The 19,412-nt window shown below is 68.3% G+C and carries 20 protein-coding genes; 9 read left to right on the forward strand and 11 right to left on the reverse strand.

Features of this window, described 5'->3' with window-relative positions; genetic code table 11:
* Positions 1–46: 46 nt before the first annotated feature.
* From cobS to FHS79_RS05875, 4 genes are read left to right on the forward strand one after another with little or no spacing between them, the layout of a single operon-like run.
* Positions 47–1,009, forward strand: coding sequence for a cobaltochelatase subunit CobS (gene cobS / locus FHS79_RS05860; RefSeq protein ID WP_184196988.1), 963 nt, complete (start codon positions 47–49; stop codon positions 1,007–1,009).
* 39 nt (positions 1,010–1,048) lie between these two features.
* Positions 1,049–2,917: a cobaltochelatase subunit CobT gene (gene cobT / locus FHS79_RS05865; RefSeq protein WP_184196793.1), complete on the forward strand. Its 1,869-nt coding sequence runs from the start codon at positions 1,049–1,051 to the stop codon at positions 2,915–2,917.
* Positions 2,892–3,473, forward strand: coding sequence for a TIGR04282 family arsenosugar biosynthesis glycosyltransferase (locus FHS79_RS05870; RefSeq protein WP_184196796.1), 582 nt, complete (start codon positions 2,892–2,894; stop codon positions 3,471–3,473). The genes cobT and FHS79_RS05870 overlap by 26 nt, the downstream gene beginning before the upstream one ends.
* Positions 3,470–4,195 (forward strand): TIGR04283 family arsenosugar biosynthesis glycosyltransferase, encoded by a 726-nt coding sequence (locus tag FHS79_RS05875; RefSeq protein ID WP_184196799.1) that lies wholly within the window; start codon positions 3,470–3,472, stop codon positions 4,193–4,195. The genes FHS79_RS05870 and FHS79_RS05875 overlap by 4 nt, the downstream gene beginning before the upstream one ends.
* Here the strand turns inward: FHS79_RS05875 and FHS79_RS05880 are convergent.
* Positions 4,192–5,214 carry an SDR family oxidoreductase gene (locus tag FHS79_RS05880; protein ID WP_184196802.1) on the reverse strand — a complete coding sequence of 341 codons (1,023 nt, stop codon included), beginning with the start codon at positions 5,212–5,214 and terminating at the stop codon, positions 4,192–4,194. The genes FHS79_RS05875 and FHS79_RS05880 overlap by 4 nt on opposite strands.
* A gap of 1 nt (position 5,215) precedes the next feature.
* A complete protein-coding gene (locus FHS79_RS05885; protein WP_184196805.1) occupies positions 5,216–6,259 on the reverse strand; it encodes a methyltransferase domain-containing protein in 1,044 nt (347 codons plus the stop codon).
* Positions 6,260–6,354: 95 nt separating this feature from the next.
* On the opposite strand from FHS79_RS05885, the gene FHS79_RS05890 reads away from it, so the two are divergent.
* Positions 6,355–7,272 carry a radical SAM protein gene (locus tag FHS79_RS05890; protein WP_184196808.1) on the forward strand — a complete coding sequence of 306 codons (918 nt, stop codon included), beginning with the start codon at positions 6,355–6,357 and terminating at the stop codon, positions 7,270–7,272.
* A gap of 52 nt (positions 7,273–7,324) precedes the next feature.
* Here the strand turns inward: FHS79_RS05890 and FHS79_RS05895 are convergent, their stop codons facing one another.
* Positions 7,325–7,615 (reverse strand): hypothetical protein, encoded by a 291-nt coding sequence (locus FHS79_RS05895; RefSeq protein WP_184196812.1) that lies wholly within the window; start codon positions 7,613–7,615, stop codon positions 7,325–7,327.
* A gap of 145 nt (positions 7,616–7,760) precedes the next feature.
* Here FHS79_RS05895 and FHS79_RS05900 point away from each other — a divergent pair, with 145 nt between their 5' ends.
* Entirely contained in the window at positions 7,761–8,390 is a 630-nt protein-coding gene (locus tag FHS79_RS05900; protein ID WP_184196815.1) for a glycine zipper 2TM domain-containing protein, read from the forward strand.
* 4 nt (positions 8,391–8,394) lie between these two features.
* Here FHS79_RS05900 and FHS79_RS05905 read toward each other — a convergent pair whose 3' ends face one another.
* From FHS79_RS05905 to recQ, 3 genes are read right to left on the reverse strand one after another with little or no spacing between them, the layout of a single operon-like run.
* On the reverse strand, positions 8,395–9,144 hold the full coding sequence (locus FHS79_RS05905) for an RES family NAD+ phosphorylase (RefSeq protein ID WP_184196818.1): 750 nt from the start codon (positions 9,142–9,144) through the stop codon (positions 8,395–8,397).
* A complete protein-coding gene (locus tag FHS79_RS05910; RefSeq protein ID WP_184196822.1) occupies positions 9,122–9,535 on the reverse strand; it encodes an MbcA/ParS/Xre antitoxin family protein in 414 nt (137 codons plus the stop codon). Before FHS79_RS05910 ends, FHS79_RS05905 begins: the two co-directional genes overlap by 23 nt.
* Before the next feature lie 51 nt (positions 9,536–9,586).
* Entirely contained in the window at positions 9,587–11,395 is a 1,809-nt protein-coding gene (gene recQ, locus FHS79_RS05915; RefSeq protein WP_184196825.1) for a DNA helicase RecQ, read from the reverse strand.
* A 47-nt stretch (positions 11,396–11,442) separates the two neighbouring features.
* Here recQ and FHS79_RS05920 point away from each other — a divergent pair, with 47 nt between their 5' ends.
* Positions 11,443–12,498, forward strand: a complete 1,056-nt coding sequence (locus FHS79_RS05920) for an esterase-like activity of phytase family protein (protein WP_184196828.1) — start codon at positions 11,443–11,445, stop codon at positions 12,496–12,498.
* Between the two features lie 54 nt (positions 12,499–12,552).
* Here FHS79_RS05920 and rpmB read toward each other — a convergent pair whose 3' ends face one another.
* A complete protein-coding gene (rpmB, locus tag FHS79_RS05925) occupies positions 12,553–12,852 on the reverse strand; it encodes a 50S ribosomal protein L28 (protein ID WP_184196831.1) in 300 nt (99 codons plus the stop codon).
* A gap of 248 nt (positions 12,853–13,100) precedes the next feature.
* Here rpmB and FHS79_RS05930 point away from each other — a divergent pair, with 248 nt between their 5' ends.
* Entirely contained in the window at positions 13,101–13,385 is a 285-nt protein-coding gene (locus FHS79_RS05930) for a YciI family protein (RefSeq protein WP_184196834.1), read from the forward strand.
* 4 nt (positions 13,386–13,389) lie between these two features.
* Here the strand turns inward: FHS79_RS05930 and ptsP are convergent, their stop codons facing one another.
* Genes ptsP through FHS79_RS05945 form a run of 3 tightly spaced genes read right to left on the reverse strand, consistent with a single transcriptional unit; the run spans position 13,390 to position 17,961 of the window.
* Entirely contained in the window at positions 13,390–15,654 is a 2,265-nt protein-coding gene (ptsP, locus tag FHS79_RS05935; protein WP_184196837.1) for a phosphoenolpyruvate--protein phosphotransferase, read from the reverse strand.
* 13 nt (positions 15,655–15,667) lie between these two features.
* On the reverse strand, positions 15,668–16,693 hold the full coding sequence (locus FHS79_RS05940; protein WP_184196840.1) for an NAD(P)H-dependent flavin oxidoreductase: 1,026 nt from the start codon (positions 16,691–16,693) through the stop codon (positions 15,668–15,670).
* Positions 16,690–17,961 carry an aspartate kinase gene (locus tag FHS79_RS05945; RefSeq protein WP_184196843.1) on the reverse strand — a complete coding sequence of 424 codons (1,272 nt, stop codon included), beginning with the start codon at positions 17,959–17,961 and terminating at the stop codon, positions 16,690–16,692. The genes FHS79_RS05940 and FHS79_RS05945 overlap by 4 nt, the downstream gene beginning before the upstream one ends.
* 127 nt (positions 17,962–18,088) lie before the next feature.
* Here FHS79_RS05945 and ubiG point away from each other — a divergent pair, with 127 nt between their 5' ends.
* Positions 18,089–18,820: a bifunctional 2-polyprenyl-6-hydroxyphenol methylase/3-demethylubiquinol 3-O-methyltransferase UbiG gene (gene ubiG / locus FHS79_RS05950; protein WP_243452698.1), complete on the forward strand. Its 732-nt coding sequence runs from the start codon at positions 18,089–18,091 to the stop codon at positions 18,818–18,820.
* A 57-nt stretch (positions 18,821–18,877) separates the two neighbouring features.
* On the opposite strand, the gene FHS79_RS05955 is transcribed toward ubiG, so the two are convergent.
* Entirely contained in the window at positions 18,878–19,381 is a 504-nt protein-coding gene (locus tag FHS79_RS05955) for an RcnB family protein (RefSeq protein WP_184196846.1), read from the reverse strand.
* Between the last annotated feature and the right edge of the window lie 31 nt (positions 19,382–19,412).

The raw sequence follows: 19,412 nt of genomic DNA on the forward strand, positions 1-19,412 counted from the left end.
AGCCCCCAACCTCTCCGAAGCAGCCCTGCCGCAAGGCGGCACTGCCATGATGGCGCCCGATATCACGGTCGATGCGCGCGAGATGTTCGGAGTCGATATCGACATGGCTGTGCCGGCGTTCTCGATGGCCGATGAGCGCGTGCCCGATCTCGACCCTTCCTATGTGTTCGATCCCGATACCACGCTCGCCATTCTTGCCGGCTTTGCCTTCAACCGCCGGGTGATGGTGCAGGGCTATCATGGCACTGGAAAATCCACGCATATCGAGCAGGTGGCGGCGCGGCTGAAGTGGCCATGCGTGCGGATCAACCTCGACAGCCATATCAGCCGCATCGATCTTATCGGCAAGGATGCGATCGTGCTCAAGGATGGCCAGCAGATCACCGAGTTCCGCGAGGGCCTGCTGCCCTGGGCGCTGCAGACCCCCACTGCCCTGGTGTTCGACGAATATGATGCCGGCCGGCCCGATGTGATGTTCGTGATCCAGCGCGTGCTGGAGGTGGAAGGCAAGCTGACGCTGCTCGACCAGAACCGGGTGATCCGGCCCAGCCCGTGGTTCCGGCTGTTCGCCACCGCCAACACCGTGGGGCTGGGGGACACGACCGGGCTTTACCATGGCACCCAGCAGATCAACCAGGGCCAGATGGACCGGTGGAGCATCGTGACGACGCTCAACTATCTGCCGCACCACACCGAGACCGCGATCGTGGTCGCCAAGGAGCCGAGCTTCGACAGCGATGCGGGCCGCAAGACGGTGGCGAGCATGGTGCGGGTGGCGGACATGACGCGCGCCGGCTTCATCGGTGGCGACATCAGCACGGTGATGTCGCCGCGCACGGTCATCACCTGGGCGCAGAATGCCAAGATCTTCAACAATGTGGGCTTTGCCTTCCGGCTGAGCTTCCTCAACAAGTGCGACGAGGCCGAGCGCGGCATCGTGGCGGAATATTACCAGCGGGTGTTCGGCGAGGAGCTGCCCGAATCGATCGCGGTCAAGGCGCGGCGCTGAGGCGCTTGATGCTGCGGCCTGGCTGGGGGAGCTTCTGAGATGGCCACGCCCGAGAACCCGATCGAAGATTTCCGCGCTGCCGTGGCCGCCACGCTGCGCGCCATGGGCCATGCCCCCGGCGATACGCGCTGGGAGGTGGAGCTTGCCTATACCGCCGACAAGCCGAGCTGCTTCGGAGACAGCGCGCGCGTGCCGCAGCCGGGCCGGGCGCTGCCGGCGGATCAGGTCGCCGAAGTGCGCGGCTGGGCGGACAGTTTTGCGCTGCGCCACCGCCACCATGATCCGCGGCTGCACGGCAAGGAGCAGCCCGATGCCGGGGCGGCGCGCGAGATCTGGAATGCGCTCGAACAGGTGCGCTGCGAGGCACTGGGTGCCGAAGGGATGGCCGGGGTGGCGAAGAACCTCGACCGGATGACCGAGACGCGGGTGCGCACCGACCCGATCGTGCGCGCGCGCACGGCCGAGGAGGTGCCGCTGGCGACCGCACTCGGCCTGCTCGCGCGCCAGCGGCTGACCGGGAGTGCGCCGCCGGCAATGGCGCAGAACGCGCTCGACCTGGTGCGCGACGACCTGGAAAGCCGCGCCGGGGTGCATCTCGACGAGCTGGCGCAGGTGACGCACGACCAGGCTGCCTTTGCGCAGGTGATGCGCCGCGTGCTCGCCGACCTGGGGCTGGGAATCGACCCCGATGCCGAGCCCGACAAACAGGACAACAGCGAGAGCGAGGACGAGCAGGAGCAGGACGCACCCGGCGACTCGCAGGATGAGGACGAGCAGCAGGGCGGGCAGGAGGAATCGACCGAGACGCGCGCCGAGCAGGGCGACGAGCCGCCGGACGATGCCGAAACGCGCGAGGTGGAGATGGACACCGACATGGTGTCCGACGCCGAGATGGGGGATGACGGGCAGGAGGGGATGACCCCGTGGCGGCCGAGCACGCCGCCGTCCGAGCTGCCGCCGGGGTTCGATTACAAGGCCTTCACCACCGCGCATGACGAGGTGATCACCGCCGAGGAGCTGTGCGACGCCGATGAGCTGACGCGGCTGCGCGCCTATCTCGACCAGCAGCTGGTGCCGCTGCAATCGGCGGTGACCAAGCTTGCCAACCGGCTGCAGCGGCGGCTGATGGCACAGCAGAACCGCAGCTGGGATTTCGACCAGGAGGAAGGCATTCTCGATGCCGCGCGGCTGGTGCGGATCGTCACCAACCCGGCGCATGCGCTGAGCTACAAGATCGAGCGCGACACCGATTTCCGCGATACGGTGGTGACGCTGCTGATCGACAATTCAGGATCGATGCGCGGCCGGCCGATCAGCATCGCCGCCATCTGTGCGGATATTCTGGCGCGCACGCTCGAACGCTGCGCGGTGAAGACCGAAATCCTCGGCTTCACCACGCGCGCCTGGAAGGGCGGGCTTTCACGCGAGAAATGGCTTGCCGCCAGCCGGCCGCTCAAGCCGGGCCGGCTCAACGACTTGCGGCACATCATCTACAAGCCCGCCGATGCGCCGTGGCGAAGGGCGCGGAAGAACCTCGGGCTGATGATGCGCGAGGGGCTGCTCAAGGAGAATATCGACGGCGAGGCGCTGCTCTGGGCGCACGACCGGCTGCTGGCGCGAAACGAGGACCGGCGGATCCTGATGGTGATTTCGGACGGCGCGCCGGTCGATGACAGCACGCTTTCGGTGAACAGCGGCAATTACCTGGAGCGGCATCTGCGGCAGGTCATCAAGCAGATCGAGGGCCGGTCGCCGGTGGAGCTGATCGCCATCGGCATCGGCCATGATGTGACGCGCTATTATTCGCGCGCCGTGACGATCATGGACGCCGAGCAGCTCGGCGGCACGATCATCGACCAGCTGGCGGCGCTGTTCGAGGCCGATGCGCCGAAGCGCGGGCGGAAATAGGCTGCCGAAGCTCGCGGTTTTCGCGCGCTTCCCGACGCCGGGGGCGGCGAAGACGCGGCTGATCCCGGCGCTGGGGGCGACGGGGGCGGCAGCGCTGCACAGGCGGCTGGTCGAGGACACGCTGGCGGTGGTTCGCATGTCCGGGCTGGACTTCGCGCTGCACATCACGGGCGCCGATGCGGAGGCCTTTATCACGTGGCTCGGCGAGGTGCCGCTGGTGGCGCAGGGCGAGGGCGACCTTGGCGCGCGGCTGGCGCGCGTGCGCTGCCCGTGCCTGTTGATCGGCACCGATTGCCCCGATCTGACGCCTGACCATCTGCGCGAAGCTGCCGCACTCGTTGCGGCCGGCACGCCGTGTATCGGGCCGGCCGAGGATGGCGGCTATTGGCTGCTCGGGCTGCCCAGGCCGCGACCTGACCTTTTCGAGGACATGGCCTGGGGTACCGACAGCGTCTTTGCCGCAACCCATGCGCGGCTGCCCGAGGCTGTGCTGCTGCCGATGCTCGCCGATCTGGACCGGCCCGAGGACCTGGCCCGCTGGCCCGGGCTCGCATGAGCGTCGCCATCATCATCCCGGCGTGGAACGAGGCGACCACCCTGCCGCGGCTTGCGCGCTGCCTCGCCAGCCTCGATCCGCAGCCGGCGGAAATCCTGCTCGTCGATGGCGACAGCAGCGATGGCACGCTGGCGCTGGCGCAGGCGCTGGGCATTCCCGCGATCCGCGCGGCAAAGGGCCGGGGGCGGCAGTGCAATGCCGGCGTGGCGGCGACGACGGCGCCGATCGTGCTCATTCTGCATGCCGACACCTGGCTTCCCGATGATGCGGTGGCGGTGGCGGCGCGGACGATGGCGGACCCGCGCACCGTGCTTGCCGGGTTCACTGCGATCCTCGCCGGGCCCGAAAAGACGCGCTGGGTGACGTCCGCACACAATTGGCTGAAGACCTTCTATGCCCCTGCCCTGTTCCGGCCCTGGCTCTTCGTGCGCGGCGGGCGGCTGCTGTTCGGCGACCATGCGATGTTCATGCGCCGAACTGCGTTCGAGGCCATCGGCGGCTTCGACGAGTCGCTTGCGGTGATGGAGGAGGCCGATCTCTGCGTCCGCATCGTGCCGCATGGCCGCACCCGCCTGCTCAGCCGCACCGTCACCACTTCGGACCGGCGGGTGGCGGCCTGGGGCGAGTGGAAGGCGAACTGGATCTACCTCAAGATCGGCATCCGCTGGGGACTGGGGGTGCGGGTGAAGACGCTGGGCACGCTTTACCCGGACGTGCGCTAGGCTTCCACGCGGGCACGGACGAAGCCGGCCGCCACCGCATGGGCAATGAGCCGGTCGAGCCAGGCGGCGGCGGTTGGCGGGCAGGCCGGGAGCAGCGACGAGCGCGCTTCGAAGCGCGGATTGCGGAGCAGATAGGCGGTGTAGAGCGCTGCGGCGGCGGCGTGCCAGCGGCGTTCTCTGGCGGGCAAGCTTTCGGGATCAAAGGCTTCGGGCGCCACGAAATCCGGCGTGCCGAGGCCGGCGCGGGCCATGGCGGCGCCGATTGCGGGAATGGGCGTCGGCGTGGCCGCGGTCAGGTGCAGCGTCTGGCCGGCGAAACTGTCGAAGCGCTCGACCATCGCCAGCAGCCCGGCGATGACATGGTCGATCGGCACCAGATCGAGCGTGGCGTTAGCGGCGGCGGGCAAGGTGCGGATGCGGCCTTCGGCGATCAGCTTGAAGATCATGTAAATGTTCTCGAAGCGCGAAATCCGCCCGTCGGCGGACGCCCCGACGACGACCGAGGGCCGGGCGATGACGAAATCGAGGCCGGAGGCATGGACGAGCGCTTCGGCGGCGGCCTTGCTCGCCTCATAGCCGTTGGTGAATTCGCGACCGACCGCACCTTCTGCGATCGGCCCATCCTGCGTGCCACAGACATAGGCGGTGCTGATGTGCAGCAGCCGCGCGCCGGCGGCGGTGGCCAGGGCGATGGCGTTGCGGGTGCCGCCGAGATTGACGGCAGCAAGGTCCAAGGCGGCTGCGTCGAAGGCGGTGATCGCGGCGGCATGGACAAGCAGATCGATGGCGGGCGGAGTGGCCAGCCCGAAGCCGGGCAGCCGCACATCGCCGCTGACGGTGACGATCTCGCCGGCGGCGGGCGGCGGGCCATCGGCGCGGCTCGGCAGGCGCGAGCCTCGATTGTCGATGAGCGCATGGCGGCGGTGAACGAGCGCGGTGACGGCATGGCCGGCTGCGGCAAGCCCGCCGACAAGCTCCGCGCCGATCAGCCCTGCCGCACCGGTGACGAGAATGCGCATGTCAGCAGCAGCTCGCTGCCGGGGCCGCCGCAGTTGCAGGGGTGAACGGCAGGCCGCCGCCACAGCCTTCGAACACGCCGAAATGGCGGCTGAAATCGCCGAAGAAATCGAAATGCGCTGCAAAGCGGGTTTCGGCGAGCATCTTCCAGCTGTTGCCGCAGAGGCGGAACAGCTGGCCGGTTTCCATCGCATGATGCTTGTCGAGCACGAACCGCTGCGGATGGCCCTCCATGGTGCCGCGATAGCGGACGGCCTGGCCATAATCCTCGCATTCGGGCTCGAGACCATCGAGCTTGAACAGCCTCCAGGTGGCCGAATGAAAGCCGATGCCTTCAAGCATCGCTGCGATGGCGGGATCACCGATGCCGAGCGGGCGATCGCTCACCAGCCGCGGATCGGCGAAGCCGGCGGCCTTGGCGTGGGCGAGGAAATCCCCCCAGTAGAGCGCCCCCGACAGGCACTCGCCGTGCAGCACGGGATCGGACTTGAGCGCCTCGGGCACCCGGCGATCGGCATAGACATCGGAGAAATACAGCTCGCCGCCAGCTTTCAGCAGCCGGTGCGCGGCGCGGAACACCGCCGCCTTGTCGGCGACCAGGTTGATGACGCAGTTGGAGACGATCACGTCGAACGATGCCGGTGCGAGCGGCAGCGCATCCAGCTGCTCGATATCGCCTTCGAGAAATGCCGTGTTGGCGAAGCCGAAGCGGTCCGCATGCCAATCCTGATGGGCGCGGGCCACCGCGAGCTGCTCGGGCGTGGCATCGACGCCGGTTACATGACCGGCGGGGCCGACAAGCTGGGCGAGAATATAGGCATCCTGCCCGGCGCCGGAGCCGAGATCGAGGATGCGGGCACCGGCAATTTCGGCCGGGGCGATCAGGCCGCAGCCATAATAGCGACCTTTCACGTCGGGATGTACGTTGGCCAGTGCGGTGCGCACGGCGGCGCCTGGCGCCTCGGCGGTGGCGCAGGCATCGGTGCGCAGATCGGCGCTGCCCTGCAGCACCTGGCCATAATATTCGCGGCTGTTCTCGATGTTCATCCCATCCCCCTGCCCCGCCATTTCGTACCGGGCTTGTAAACCGATGCCTAGCCAATACGAATGGCATGCACCAGCGATGCGCCACAGGAACCCAGATGCCCGATATCGTCCCCCTCGACCCCGCGAAGTTCCGCGATCCGCTGATCACGGCGAAGGGCGAGCCGCGCGCGCAGGTGGCATTGGTGGCGCTGGAAACGCTGTGGTTCAACACCGGCACGCTGTGCAACCTCGCCTGCCGCAACTGCTACATCGAAAGCTCGCCGACCAACGATGCGCTGGTGTATCTGCGGTTGGCGGAGTTCGCGGCGTATCTGGACGAGATTGCGCAAGATCGGCTTCCCGTGCGCGAGATCGGCTTCACGGGTGGCGAGCCGTTCATGAACCCCGACATGGTGGCGATGCTGGCGCTGGCACAGGCGCGCGGCTTCAGCGTGCTGGTGCTCACCAATGCGCTGCGGCCGATGCGGCGCTTCGAAGCCGCGATTGCAGCGCTTCCGCGCGAGCGACTGACCTTCCGGGTGAGCCTCGATCATCACGGTGCTGCCGTGCATGATGCCGAGCGCGGGGCGGGGGCCTTCGGCAAGGCGCTGGAGGGCATCGGCTGGCTGGCGGCACAGGGCTTTGCCATCGCCGTGGCGGGACGTCACTTGACGCACGAGAGTGCTGCAGACGCGCAGGCGGGCTATACAGCGCTGTTCGATGGCCTCGGCCTGCCCTGCCCGCCGCTGGTGCTGTTTCCGGAAATGGACGCCCAGGCCGATGTGCCCGAGATCAGCACCGGCTGCTGGGAGATTCTCGGCACCAGCCCGGATGCGCAGATGTGCGCCACCTCACGGATGGTCGTGAAGCGGCGCGGGGCTGCGGCACCGGTGGTGCTGGCATGCACGCTGATTGCCGATCATCCCGGCTTCGAGATGGGGTCAACGCTGGCGGAGGCAACGCGGGCGGTGCCGCTCAACCATCCGCACTGCGCGCGCTTCTGTGTGCTGGGCGGGGCCAGCTGCTCGAACTGAGCGGAGGCGACCACTCAAGCTGAGCGGAGGCGACCCACTCAAGCTGAGCGGGTCAGCACTTCTTCGTCTTGCCGGCGATGACATTGCCGACCACGGCACCGCCGCCGGCGATCAGCGCGCTCTCGCCGAGGTTGCCGCCGAGCAGGGCAGCGCCGATGCCGGCAGTGGCGGCGCCGACGACGGTGGCACGCTTTTCGGAGCGCTTCTTGGCGGCGAGGCACTGCCGGCGCGATTCATAGCGCTTGCCATCATGCTCGTAATAATCGCGGTTTTGCGCCGCGGCAGGCAGTGCCGGAATGCTTGCGGCAAGGGTGGCGATCGCCAATGTGGTCAAGATACGCATGAACTCTGCTCCCGTGAAATGATGCGCCAAAAATGGCCACGGCGGTTGAACGATGGCTGAACGCAGGTTCACAGGGCGTTCAGCGCAAGATGGCGAGACTATTGGTAGTGTGTACTAGTGTACTTTCGCATCCGGAGCATCGCGCATGATTCGCTGGTCCCTTGCCGCTCTTGGCGCCGCAGCACTGCTGGCGTCCACAATCGCCACCTCGGCAATCGCCGGTGACCGCAATGGGTATCGTGGCGACGGCTATCGCGGTGGCGGGTATCGGGGCGGCGGCTATCGCGGAGACGGGTATCGGGCTGGTTATCGCGGCGACGGTTACAGGGGCGGTTATCAGGGCGGCTTTCGGGGCCAGCCGCGGGGGTATGGCCGGGCCTATGCACCGCGCGGCGGGTTCTACCGGCCACCGGCCTATGTCGTGCGGCCGGTGCCGGTGTATGGCAGGGGTTTTCGGGGCGGTTTTCGGGGCGGCTATGGCTATGGCCGCGGTTTTCGCGGTGGTTTTGGCGGCTATCATCCTCCGGTGGTCGTGGTACCCGTTGCAGTGGGCGGGTTTGGCTATGGCGGCGGTTTTGGGGGCGGCTATGGGGGCGGCTATTACGATCCGTGCCGGCCGACCGGGGCCGGCGCTGTCGTGGGCGCAGTGACGGGCGGGCTGATCGGCTCCGGGCTGTCACGGCCGTATGACGGCGGGCTGGGCACGGTGATCGGCGCCGGGATTGGCGCGCTGGCCGGCAACGCCATCGAAGCAAGCGGCCGCTGCCCCTATTGAGCTTTTACCCCTGTTGCACTTCAACGACCCGGAACACGGCGCCCGAGCCGGCTTCGCGGACGAGATCGACGCGGCTGCCATTCCAGTGATAATCGAGGTGGCGGCCCTGCACCGGGCTGGCGGCACAGTCCGGATGGAACAGTGCCACGCATTCGCCGCCGGCGTGGCGGACGCTGGGATAGACCAGCCCGTCGCTGCCGCTGTTCCGAAGGTCGGCCCCCAGCGCCTGGCCGGGAGCATAGTCTTCGGGCGCAAGCGCGGGGTGGGCGGCCGCACCGCGCAGGTCGGAGAGGCTGGCCTTCACGGTGAGGATGATCTCGCGGAACTGCGATGACCAGCCGGGGGCTTCGCGCGTGCGCGCCATGAAGCGGCCATGGTGGTGGATCGTCTCGAACAGCGCCGTCTCGAAGGCGCGGGCCACATAGAGCACGCCGAACGTCCCGTCCGAAAAGCGGCTCGGCCGATCGGGGCTGGCATGGGTGAAGGGCGCCATCAGCCAGGAGGCACCGGGGCCGCCGACGCGGCGCGCGGCAGGCACCAGGTCGAGCCGGCCGACGCTGGCGGTGATGCGCGGGTTGGTCTTCTGCTCGGCGGAGAGCAGCAATGGCCAGTCTGCCGGGTCGGCAATGTCTTCGAAGAGGTCGATCGGCGGGAAGGCGCTGCGGATGATGCGGACCGCACCGGGCCAGTCGACTTCGGCGCCCGGCAGCGCCGTGCTCGTCACCAGCCGCTCACCAGCCGCCGCGCTCGGCATCGAGGTAGCGGCGCACGCGCATCAGGTCGGTCAATTCGCCGCCGAGCATCACGTCGAGCGCCGAGCAGCCATCGAAGGCGGTGTTGGCGGCCTTGATCCAGCCATAGCCGCGCTGCGGCTCGGAGAAGATGAGGCGCAGCGCCTTGTGGATGCCGAGCAGGTTGGAAAGCCGCGCCCGGCCATCGCGCGACATTCGCCCCGGCCCCTCGGCCTTCCAGCGGCGAAAGCTGCGGACCGGCATGTCGAGCAGCGTTGCCGCCTGTTCGTCGGTGATCGCCCATTTGCCGAACAGGTTGACGACGGCACGGAACATCGCCGCAGCTTCGTCTTCGGTGATCGGCACGCGCGCAAATGGTGTTGGTCCGGTCTCGACAGGCAGCAAGGCAAGCATCAGCCATTTCTCCTTATGGCATGATATAGGGCTTTGGTTGCCATTTGGCAATCAATGGCCGGCAATGGCCTCGAGGAATGCCGGGCCCCAGGCCTTGAGCTTGCCGGCGCCGACGCCCGAGATGCCTGCCATTGCCTGCAAGGAGCGCGGGCGGGCGGATGCCATGGCGCGCAGCGTGGAATCGTGGAAGATGACATAGGGCGGCAGCCCCGCCTCGGCGGCAAGCTCGCGGCGCAGCGCCCGCAGCGTCTCGAACAGCGGCGCGTCGGCCGGCGACAGGCCCTCGGCGGGTGCGGCGCTGGCGCGGCCACGGCTGGCGCGCAGCGGCTTGGGAGCGGCCTGCTTGAGCGCCACCTGGCCTTCGCCCTTGAGGATCGCACGCGCGGCGGGGCCGAGCAGCAACCCCTTGTGCTCGGGGTCGCGCCGCAGCGCATCCATCGTCTCGAGCTGGCGCGCCAGATCCTTCCAGCGGCCGGCATCGACACCGCTGCCGATGCCCCACACGCTCAGCTTGTCGTGGCCGAACCGCTCGGCGCGCTCGTTGCCGTTGCCGGTGAGCACATCGATCACATGCTGGGCGCCGAAACGCTGGCCGGTGCGATAGACGGCGGACAGGAATTTGCGCGCTGCCTCGGTCATGTCGTCGAGCAACGGCGGGTTGAGGCAATTGTCGCAGTTGCCGCACGGCTCGGGCTCGGGCTCGCCGAAATAGCGGAGCAACGGCTGGCGGCGGCACCGGGCGGTCTCGAGGAAGCTCAGCAGCGCCTGCAGCCGCACCTCCTCGCGCGCCTTGTGCGCGGCATTGCCCTCGCCGCCATCGATGAAGCCGCGCAGCCGCTGGACATCGGCGGCGCCCCAGAGCAGCTGCGCCACGGCTGGATCGCCATCGCGGCCGGCGCGGCCGGTTTCCTGATAATAGGCCTCGATCGATTTCGGCAGCCCCAGATGCACCACGAAGCGGACATCGGGCTTGTCGATGCCCATGCCGAAGGCGATCGTCGCGGCCATCACCATGTCTTCGGCGCGCACGAAGGCGGCCTGGGCGGAGCGGCGCTCCTCGGCTTCCAGCCCCGCATGATAGGCGCGGGCATTGATGTTTGCGGCGCGCAGCCAATCGCGCACCTGCTCGGTGGCAGCACGGGTGGGGGCGTAGATGATGCCGCACTGGCCGGCGTGCGACTGGACGAAGGCGAGCAGCTGCGCCTTGGCGTCGGTCTTGGCGGTCACCTGGTAGCGGATATTGGGGCGGTCGAAGCCGGCGACCACCATGTCCGCCGGGTCGATGCCGAGCTGGGCGCAGATGTCGGCGCGCGTCTCGATATCGGCGGTGGCGGTGAGTGCTATGCGCGGCACGCCCTTGAGATCGTCGCACAGCGCCTTCAACTGCCGGTATTCGGGACGGAAATCATGCCCCCATTGGCTGACGCAATGCGCTTCGTCGATGGCGATGAGCGCGATTTCGCTGCGGCCGAGCAGGGTGCGGAAGCCGGGACTGAGTGCGCGCTCGGGGGCGACATAGAGCAGATCGAGCGTGCCGGCGGCGAGCGCATCGAAGGTTTCGTGCGTGTCGGTACTCTGGCTGTTGAGACTGGCGGCGGCGACGCCATTGGCGCGCAGAGCCCGCACCTGATCTTCCATCAGCGCGATCAGCGGCGAGATGACGAGGGCCGTGCCGGGGCGGACAAGGGCGGGAATCTGGTAGCAGAGCGACTTGCCGGCCCCCGTGGGCATGATCGCCACCACATCGCGGCCGGCGCACACCGCCTCGATGACCGGTTCCTGCGAGCCGCGGAACTGCGCATAGCCGAAGACCTCGGCCAATATGTCGTGGGGGCTCTTTGCCAGGGGGCGGGATTGCATCGGCCACCGATAGCGGCTCGGTGCAGTGGCTGCTATGGGCTGCAGCCATGAAAATCCTGAAATTCCTGGCCTCGGCGCGCGGGCTGCTGATGGGGGCGGCGCTGTTGCTGCTGCTGCCCTATGGGCTGGGGGCCTTGTCGAGCAATGCTTCGGCGGCGGCAGATGCGGTGCAGCCGATCCGCCTCACCACGACGCCGCTGCCGCTCAACCGCGACGATCCCGGCCAGACGCGCATCGGCGCGCTGGCCTTTCTGGGCGCGGTGCAGGTCCGCAGCACGGCGGAGGGTTTTGGCGGCATTTCGGGGCTGCAGACCGATGGCCGCGGGCAGTTTCTGGCCGTCACCGACACCGGCAACTGGCTGGCGTTTCGCAGCATCGAGCGCGGCGGCCGGCTGGTGGGGCTGGAGGGCGCCGTGACGGCGCCGCTGCTGGACACCGAAGGCATGGCCGCGATCGAAAAGGCCGATGCCGATGCCGAATCGCTTGCGTGGGACCCCGCCACCGGGGCGGTGACGATCGGCTTCGAGCAGGACCATCGGCTGATGCACTATGCCGGCATCGACCCTCGCCGGCCGGAGACGCTGGCGCGCAGCGCCACCCGCACCGAGCGCTGGGCCGGCATGGTTGACTGGCCGCGCAATGGCGGTGCCGAATCCCTGGCGGTGCTGCCGGGGGGGGCGCGACTGGTGATTGCAGAGGACCCCAGCCACGACGGCGGCCATCTGGCGCTGCTCGACAGCAGCGGCGAGATCGGGGGCGGCGAGATCCGGCGGCTGGGCATTCCGGGGTTGCCCGAGCATCGGCCGACCGACGCCGTGGCGCTCGATGCGACCCGCGTGCTGGTGCTGCACCGGCGCTTCAACCTGCGTGGCCAGGGGGCGGGGCTGACGCTGATCGACCTTGCGCCTGCGCTGGCTGGGGGCACGCACGTGCCGAGCACCGAACTGGCGCGCTGGGAGGCGCCGGTGACGCTCGACAACATGGAGGGGCTCGCCATCGCCCGCAGCGGCGACCGCGTGTTCCTCTACATCGTGTCGGACGACAATCTGAACAGCCTGCAGGCGACGATCGTGATGAAATTCGAGCTGCTGTTGCCGCAATAGCAGAAAGGCCCGGATCGCTCCGGGCCTTCTGGCATTGCAACCGGGTCGACGCGATCAGGCGGCGACCGGCTCCTTGGTCACCTTCTTGGCGATCTCGCGCTTCAGCTTGACGCAGCGATCCGAGAGCAGATCGGCGTTGGTCTTGAGCAGCCAATTGTCCAGCCCGCCGACATGCTCGACCGAGCGAAGGCCGTTGGTCGAGACGCGCAGGCGCACCGAGCGACCGAGTGCTTCGGACATCAGCGTCACATTCTGCAAATTGGGCAGGAAGGTGCGCTTGGTCTTGTTGTTGGCGTGGGAGACGTTGTTGCCAACCATCCGGCCCTTGGCGGTGAGCTCGCAAACGCGCGACATGATCTTTGTCCCTGATACTGCCGGCCGGGGCCGGGGCGGTTCGAATCGGTTTGCCAAGCAGACAGGGGCGGACCCCGGCCGGTTCAGCGGCAAGGGCGCGTCGTTAGCCGAGTGCCGGGCTTCGGTCAACTCTCGTTGCGCCGGAGGGCGTGCCACATGGGGCGACATCGAGCCTCTTCCCCAAGCAACGCCGGGCGACTAGGCTCGTGAAAGTGTAGCGTTCGATCTCTCGTAGCCCAAGGTGTCCGATGCCCTATTTCGCGATTCACTGCATCGACAAGCCCGATTCGGCGGAGCTGCGGGCCGCGACGAGGCCAGCACACCTGGCCTATATCAACACGATGCTCGAGCGCGTGCTCGTCGCCGGCCCGCTGCTGCGCCCCGATGGTCGCGCCATGGGCAGCCTGCTGATCATGGAATTCGACGACCGCGACGCGGCGATCACCTTCTCGACCGACGATCCCTATCATCAGGCAGGGCTGTTCGAGAGCCGCTCGGTCACCAACTGGCACAAGGTCCTGCCCGCCGGTTGAGGCTTCAGGAAAGCTCGGCGCCTTGAGCTGCAGCCATGGCGCCAAGGGCGGCGCGAATGTCGGTGCCCGGCGCATCGAGCCAGCCGTGCATCGCCGCCGAAACCGCGCCCAGATCGATCGAGCGCACCATTGCCTTGATCGGCCCCACGCCGGCGGGCGTGATCGAAAGCTGCTCCACCCCCAGCGCCAGCAGCGCCAGCGCCTCGAGCGGGCGGCCGCCCATCTCGCCGCAGACGGTGGCGGGCTTGCCGGCGGCGGCGGCGGCGCGGATGATTCGCCGCAACACGCGCAGGATGGCCGGGGAAAGCCAGTCATAACGGTCCGCCAGCCGCGGGTTGGCACGATCGGCGGCGAACAGGAACTGGGTAAGATCGTTGGTGCCGACCGAGACGAAATCGGTCATCGGCAGCAGCTCGTCGAGCGTCTCGATGATGGCGGGCACCTCGATCATGGCGCCGTAGCGGACCTGTGCCGGCAGTGCATGGCCGGCGCGCCCCAGCAGCTCCGCCTGCGCCTCCACAAGCGCGCGCGCCTCGGCAAACTCCCAGGGCTCGGACACCATCGGGAACATGACGTTGAGCGTGCGCCCGGCGGCGGCTTGCAGCAGGGCGCGCGCCTGCACCTTCATCAGCCCCGAGCGGCCAAGCGCCAGCCGCAGTGCGCGCCAGCCCATCGCCGGGTTCTCGTCATCCTCGCCGCCGTTCAGATAGGGCACCGTCTTGTCCCCACCGATGTCGATGGTGCGGAAGATCACCGGGCGCGGTCCGGCGGCATCGAGGACGGCCGTGTAGAGCGCCTGCTGCCGCTCGCGGCGCGGCAGTGTGGCCGAGACGAGGAACTGGAATTCGGTGCGGAACAGCCCGATTCCGTCCGCCCCGGTCGCATCGAGCGCTGCGGCATCATCGGCCAGGCCGGCGTTCATCATGATCTGCACGCGCTTGCCATCGCGCGTGACCGCCGGCGCGTCGCGCAGCAAGGCATAGCGCTCGGCGCGCTTGGCCTTGGCGGCGCTCATCTCGGTGTAGCTCTTGATCATTGCCGCCTGTGGCCGGATCAGCAGCGCACCATTGGCGGCATCGACGATCAGCTCGTCCCCATCCGCCACCTGCGCGAACAGCTCGGGCACGCGCCCAAGCATCGGCACCCCCATGGCGCGCGCGACAATCGTCACATGGCTGGTCAGGCTGCCTTCCTCCAGCACCACGCCCTTGAGCCAGCGGCGATCATATTCGAGCAGCTCGGCCGGCCCGAGATTGCGGGCGATGAGGATCATCTCGGTCTGCAGGCCCTGCTGGGCGGCGGTGCCGAGCTGGCCCGCCACGATCCGCAGCAGCCGGTTGGCGAGATCATCGAGGTCGGTCAGCCGCTCGCGCAGATAGGGGTCCTCGATCGAGCGCATCCGCGCGCGCGTCTTGGCCTGCACCCGGTCGATCGCTGCCTCGGCGGTCAGCCCGGTCTCGATCGCCTCGTTGATCCGCCGCAGCCAGCCCTCGTCATAGGCGAACATCTTGTAGGTCTCGAGCACGTCCTGATGGTCCCCGCCGCCGGCGAACTCGGCCTGGCCCATCATGCCGTCGATCGCCTCGCGCAGCTTGCCGAAGCCGGCGCGCACGCGGTTGCGCTCGGTCTCGGGATCGTCCGCCACGGTATGCTCGATGACGACACGCGGCTGGTGGAACACCGCCAACCCGCGTGCCAGCCCGTCGACGAGCTTGAGGCCGGCCAGCCGCGCCGGGGCGGAGCTGGCGGTGCGCGCCGCCGCGGCCTCGGCATCATCGACCAGCCCGGCGCCGTGGATCAGCTCGGAAAGCGCCATTGCCACCGTCTGCAGCGCCTCGATCTCGATCTCCTGATATTCGCGCGGCTGCGCGTGCTGGACGGCGAGCACGCCGATGGCCGCCTCGCGCCGCACGATCGGCACACCGGCAAAGCTGTGGAATCGCTCCTCGCCGGTTTCGGGGCGATAGGCGAAATCGGGGTGGGCCTGGGCTTCGGCGAGGTTGAGCGGCTCGCGGCGCGCGGCGATGACGCCGACAAGCCCCTGCCCCATCGCCAGCCGCGTGACGTGCACCGCCTCCTGCGCAAGGCCCTGGGTGGCGAACAGCTCGAGCTTGCCTTCGCGGAGCAGGTAGATGGAAGCGACTTCGCTCGACAGCGCTTCCGCGACAATCCGCACCACCCGCCCGAGCTTGGCTTCAGCACCGCTACGCGACGCCATCACCTCATGGAGGCGACGGAGGATCTCGCGGGCGGCGCTTACAGGAGGCATCGGGCGGGCGGCATCAGGCGGCAGCGTAGGCGATGGGCGGCGCGCGGGTGGCGAGCGCCTCATTGGCTTCGCGCACCAGCTCGTCGATGATCTCGGCAACGGGCTGCTCGGCGGTGACCATGCCGACCGACTGGCCCGCCATCAGCGAGCCGTTCTCGATATCGCCATCGACCACGGCACGGCGCAGCGCACCCGCCCAGTAGTGCTCGATCTCGAGCTGGGCGGCGGGCAGATCGACCTCGCCGGCATCGAGCCGGATGGCGACTTCGCGCTGCTTGGCCATGAAGGCTTCCGACCCGGCGTTCTTGAGGGCGCGCACCGGGATGACCGGCAGCCGCTGATCGAGCTGCACGCTGGCGATGGCATCGCGCGCCGAGGCGCGGACGAATGCCTTCTTGAAATTGGGGTGCGCCACGCTTTCGGCCGAGGCGGCGAAGCGCGTGCCGAGCTGCACGCCGTCAGCACCCATCCTTGCCCACATCGCCACGGCAGCACCGCGGCCGATGCCGCCGGCCACGAACACCGGCACCTGGGTGATGACGGGCAAAATCTCCTGCGCCAGCACCGAAAGCGACACCGGGCCGATATGGCCGCCAGCCTCCGAGCCTTCGATGATGATGGCATCGGCGCCCGAGCGCACCAGCTTCTTTGCCAGCGCCGCGGTGGGGGCGAAGCACATCAGTTTGGCGCCACCGGCCTTGATGGCCTCGATGGCGGCGCCCGAGGGCAGGCCGCCGGCGAGCACGATATGGCCGACCTTGTGGCGAGCGCAGACCGCGATCAGCTCCATCATCGCCGGGTGGAGCGTGATGAGGTTGACGCCGAACGGCTTGTCGGTGAGGGCGCGGGTGGCGGCGATCTCGGCATCGAGCAGTGCGGGTGTCATAGAGCCACAGGCGATGACGCCGAAGCCGCCGGCGTTGCTGATGGCGGACACGAGGTGGCGCTCGGACACCCAGGTCATGGCGCCGGCCATGATCGCATGGCGAGTGCCGAGGAAGGTGCGGCCGCGGGCGGTCAGCTGGTCAAGTCGGCTCATGCAGTCTCCATCGCTGTGCCCGATATCGTGTCGGGGGCCGGGGGCTCGGCGCCGTCGAGCCCATAGGCGGTGTGCAGCACGCGCACCGCCAGTTCCACATATTCCTCGGCGATGAGCACGCTCACCTTGATTTCGGACGTGGTGATCGCCTGGATATTGATGCCTCGCGTCGCCAGCGCGCGGAACATGGTGGCAGCGACGCCGGCATGGCTGCGCATGCCGACACCCACCACCGAGATCTTGGCGACCGCGGCATCGGAGAGCAGCGCGGCATGGCCGATGTCGGCATGGGCACGATCCAGCACATCGAGGCTGAGCGGCAGCTGGGCGCGCGGCACGGTGAAGGTGACATCGGTCTTGCCCTCGTCCTTGGCGATGTTCTGGACGATCATGTCGACATTGACATTGGCATCGGCGAGCGGGCCGAAGATGGCGGCCACCACGCCCGGCCGATCGGGCACGCCGACCAGCGTCACCTTGGCTTCGGACTTGTCATAGGCCACGCCGGCGATCAGCTGCTGTTCCACGTCGTCCTCACTTTCATCGACCACAAGGGTTCCGGGGGCATCGCTGAAGCTCGACAGCACCTGCACCCGCACCTTTTCCTTCATTGCCAGCTCGACCGAGCGGGTCTGCAGCACCTTGGCCCCCACGCTCGCCAGTTCGAGCATCTCCTCATAGGTGATGCGCGACAGTTTCTGCGCACGCGGCACGATCCGGGGATCGGTCGTGTAGACCCCGTCCACATCGGTGTAGATATCACATCTTTCCGCCCCCAGCGCTGCCGCCAGCGCCACGGCCGAGGTGTCGGAGCCGCCGCGGCCGAGCGTCGTCACCCGTCCCCCGGCGGTCATGCCCTGGAAGCCCGGCACCACCGCCACTTCGCCGGCCGCCATCGAAGCCAGCACCGCCGTCGTGTCGATCCCTTCGATCCGCGCCGTGCCATGCGCATCGGACGTGCGGATCGGCAGCTGCCAGCCGAGCCAGGAACGCGCGCGCACCCCCATCGCCTGCAACGTGATCGCCAGCAGCCCGGCAGTCACCTGCTCGCCGGCGGCCACCACCACATCATATTCGGCCGGCGTGGCCAGCGGTGCGGCCTCGCGGCAGAAGCCCACCAGCCGGTCGGTCTCGCCAGCCATCGCCGAGACGACGACTGCAACCTCATGTCCGGCTTCGACAGCGGTCTTCACACGGCTGGCCACGTTCCGGATCCGCTCGGTGCCGGCCATCGACGTGCCGCCAAATTTCATCACGATCCGCGCCATCAGGGCCGCCCCATATCCTCATGCCAAGTCGACCCATGCGCCGGACTTTGCATGCAGTTAGAAACTGGACCGGCAGTTGGCAAGCAAGCCGCATGGCGGGATGCATCAATATTGGCTATCAGGGGCCATGGACAGCCCCAGCATCTCTCCGGACGAGGCCAGTTTCTTCGGCAAGCTTGCCGAGGATTGGTGGAACCCGCGCGGCAGTTCGGCGATGCTCCACCGCATCACGCCGGTGCGCTCCGCCTATATCCGCGACGCTGCGGTGCGCCATTTCGGGCAGAACGCGCGCAGCCGGCATCCGCTGGCGGGGTTGCGGGTGCTCGATATCGGCTGCGGGGCCGGGCTGCAGGCCGAGCCGCTGGCGCGAATGGGGGGCACGGTCACCGCGATCGATGCAGCGCCCGAGAATATCGCGGCCGCGTCGGCGCATGCCGAAGCGCAGGAGCTGGCGATCGACTATCGCTGCGTGTCGCTCGAGGATCTGGCCGCCGAAGGGGCCGTGTTCGATCTGGTCACCTGCCTCGAGGTGATGGAGCATGTGGCGGGGCGGGATTCATTCCTCGCGGCCCTTTCGGCGCTGCTGGCACCCGGCGGACTTGCCATATTGAGCACGCCCAATCGCACGCCGGCGAGCTGGGCGGTTCTGATCGCGGGGGCGGAGATGATCACCCGCACCATCCCGCGCGGCGCGCATGATTGGCAGCGCTTCATGCAGCCGGCCGAACTGGCCGAGGCCATGGCGCATGCCGGGCTGCGCGTGACCGCCACCGACGGGCTGAGCTGGCGCCCCGACCAGGGCTTCGCCATGGGCCAGGACACCAGCATCAACTATTTTGTTCAGGCGATACGGGCCTAGCGTGTTTCGGAAAAGTGGGTACCGGTTTTCCGACCGAAACACGCTTCAGCAAAAGTCTTACCGCCAGAGGCTCCGCACCACCTGCACCACCACGCCGTCACGCGTGCGGATCAGCAGGGCATCCGGACCGTAGCGCACCCAGCGGGTGCCCTGCCATGCCGGCTGGAGCTGGTAAACGCCGGGGTTGGCCACCCAATATTGCCGCGCCGAGAACGCCGGCGGGACGCGGTAGCCGACATTCCAGGGCTGGTAGCGGAAGCCGCGCGGCGCCACCCAGGCGGGGCCGCCGAAGCGCGGGCCAGCCCAGCGCCAGTCATTCTGCCCGACCGCGCGCCAGCGACGCTGGTCTTGGTAGAAATCGCGGCGATCGTTGCGGAAATCGCGGCGGTCGTTGCGGAAATCCCGCCGGTCATCGCGGAAATCCTGCCGGGCATCACGCCGATCGTCACGATACTCCTGCCGATCCTCGCGGCGATCTTCCCGCCAGTTGCTGCGATCCTGCGCCATGACAGGACCGGCGATCATCGTTGCGGCCATCAGGCCAAGAACAAGCCTACGCATCAGCTGCCTCCCGAACCGGCGAGCCGGAAAA

Origin of the sequence: Polymorphobacter multimanifer, from assembly GCF_014205635.1 — a bacterium.
GTDB lineage: Bacteria > Pseudomonadota > Alphaproteobacteria > Sphingomonadales > Sphingomonadaceae > Sandarakinorhabdus > Sandarakinorhabdus multimanifer.

Excerpts from the sequence above, each read along its gene's own strand:
- FHS79_RS05955 (WP_184196846.1), bottom strand. The coding sequence starts at position 19,381 with ATGCGTAGGCTTGTTCTTGGCCTGATGGCCGCAACGATGATCGCCGGT.
- rpmB (WP_184196831.1), bottom strand. The coding sequence starts at position 12,852 with ATGTCGCGCGTTTGCGAGCTCACCGCCAAGGGCCGGATGGTTGGCAAC.
- FHS79_RS05885 (WP_184196805.1), bottom strand. The coding sequence starts at position 6,259 with ATGAACATCGAGAACAGCCGCGAATATTATGGCCAGGTGCTGCAGGGC.
- FHS79_RS05945 (WP_184196843.1), bottom strand. The coding sequence starts at position 17,961 with ATGGCGCGGATCGTGATGAAATTTGGCGGCACGTCGATGGCCGGCACC.
- FHS79_RS05895 (WP_184196812.1), bottom strand. The coding sequence starts at position 7,615 with ATGCGTATCTTGACCACATTGGCGATCGCCACCCTTGCCGCAAGCATT.
- FHS79_RS05875 (WP_184196799.1), top strand. The coding sequence starts at position 3,470 with ATGAGCGTCGCCATCATCATCCCGGCGTGGAACGAGGCGACCACCCTG.
- FHS79_RS05880 (WP_184196802.1), bottom strand. The coding sequence starts at position 5,214 with ATGCGCATTCTCGTCACCGGTGCGGCAGGGCTGATCGGCGCGGAGCTT.
- cobT (WP_184196793.1), top strand. The coding sequence starts at position 1,049 with ATGGCCACGCCCGAGAACCCGATCGAAGATTTCCGCGCTGCCGTGGCC.
- FHS79_RS05920 (WP_184196828.1), top strand. The coding sequence starts at position 11,443 with ATGAAAATCCTGAAATTCCTGGCCTCGGCGCGCGGGCTGCTGATGGGG.
- FHS79_RS05910 (WP_184196822.1), bottom strand. The coding sequence starts at position 9,535 with ATGCTTGCCTTGCTGCCTGTCGAGACCGGACCAACACCATTTGCGCGC.
- FHS79_RS05870 (WP_184196796.1), top strand. The coding sequence starts at position 2,892 with ATGCGCCGAAGCGCGGGCGGAAATAGGCTGCCGAAGCTCGCGGTTTTC.
- FHS79_RS05930 (WP_184196834.1), top strand. The coding sequence starts at position 13,101 with ATGCCCTATTTCGCGATTCACTGCATCGACAAGCCCGATTCGGCGGAG.
- recQ (WP_184196825.1), bottom strand. The coding sequence starts at position 11,395 with ATGCAATCCCGCCCCCTGGCAAAGAGCCCCCACGACATATTGGCCGAG.
- ptsP (WP_184196837.1), bottom strand. The coding sequence starts at position 15,654 with ATGCCTCCTGTAAGCGCCGCCCGCGAGATCCTCCGTCGCCTCCATGAG.
- cobS (WP_184196988.1), top strand. The coding sequence starts at position 47 with ATGATGGCGCCCGATATCACGGTCGATGCGCGCGAGATGTTCGGAGTC.
- FHS79_RS05890 (WP_184196808.1), top strand. The coding sequence starts at position 6,355 with ATGCCCGATATCGTCCCCCTCGACCCCGCGAAGTTCCGCGATCCGCTG.
- ubiG (WP_243452698.1), top strand. The coding sequence starts at position 18,089 with ATGGACAGCCCCAGCATCTCTCCGGACGAGGCCAGTTTCTTCGGCAAG.
- FHS79_RS05940 (WP_184196840.1), bottom strand. The coding sequence starts at position 16,693 with ATGAGCCGACTTGACCAGCTGACCGCCCGCGGCCGCACCTTCCTCGGC.
- FHS79_RS05905 (WP_184196818.1), bottom strand. The coding sequence starts at position 9,144 with ATGCCGAGCGCGGCGGCTGGTGAGCGGCTGGTGACGAGCACGGCGCTG.
- FHS79_RS05900 (WP_184196815.1), top strand. The coding sequence starts at position 7,761 with ATGATTCGCTGGTCCCTTGCCGCTCTTGGCGCCGCAGCACTGCTGGCG.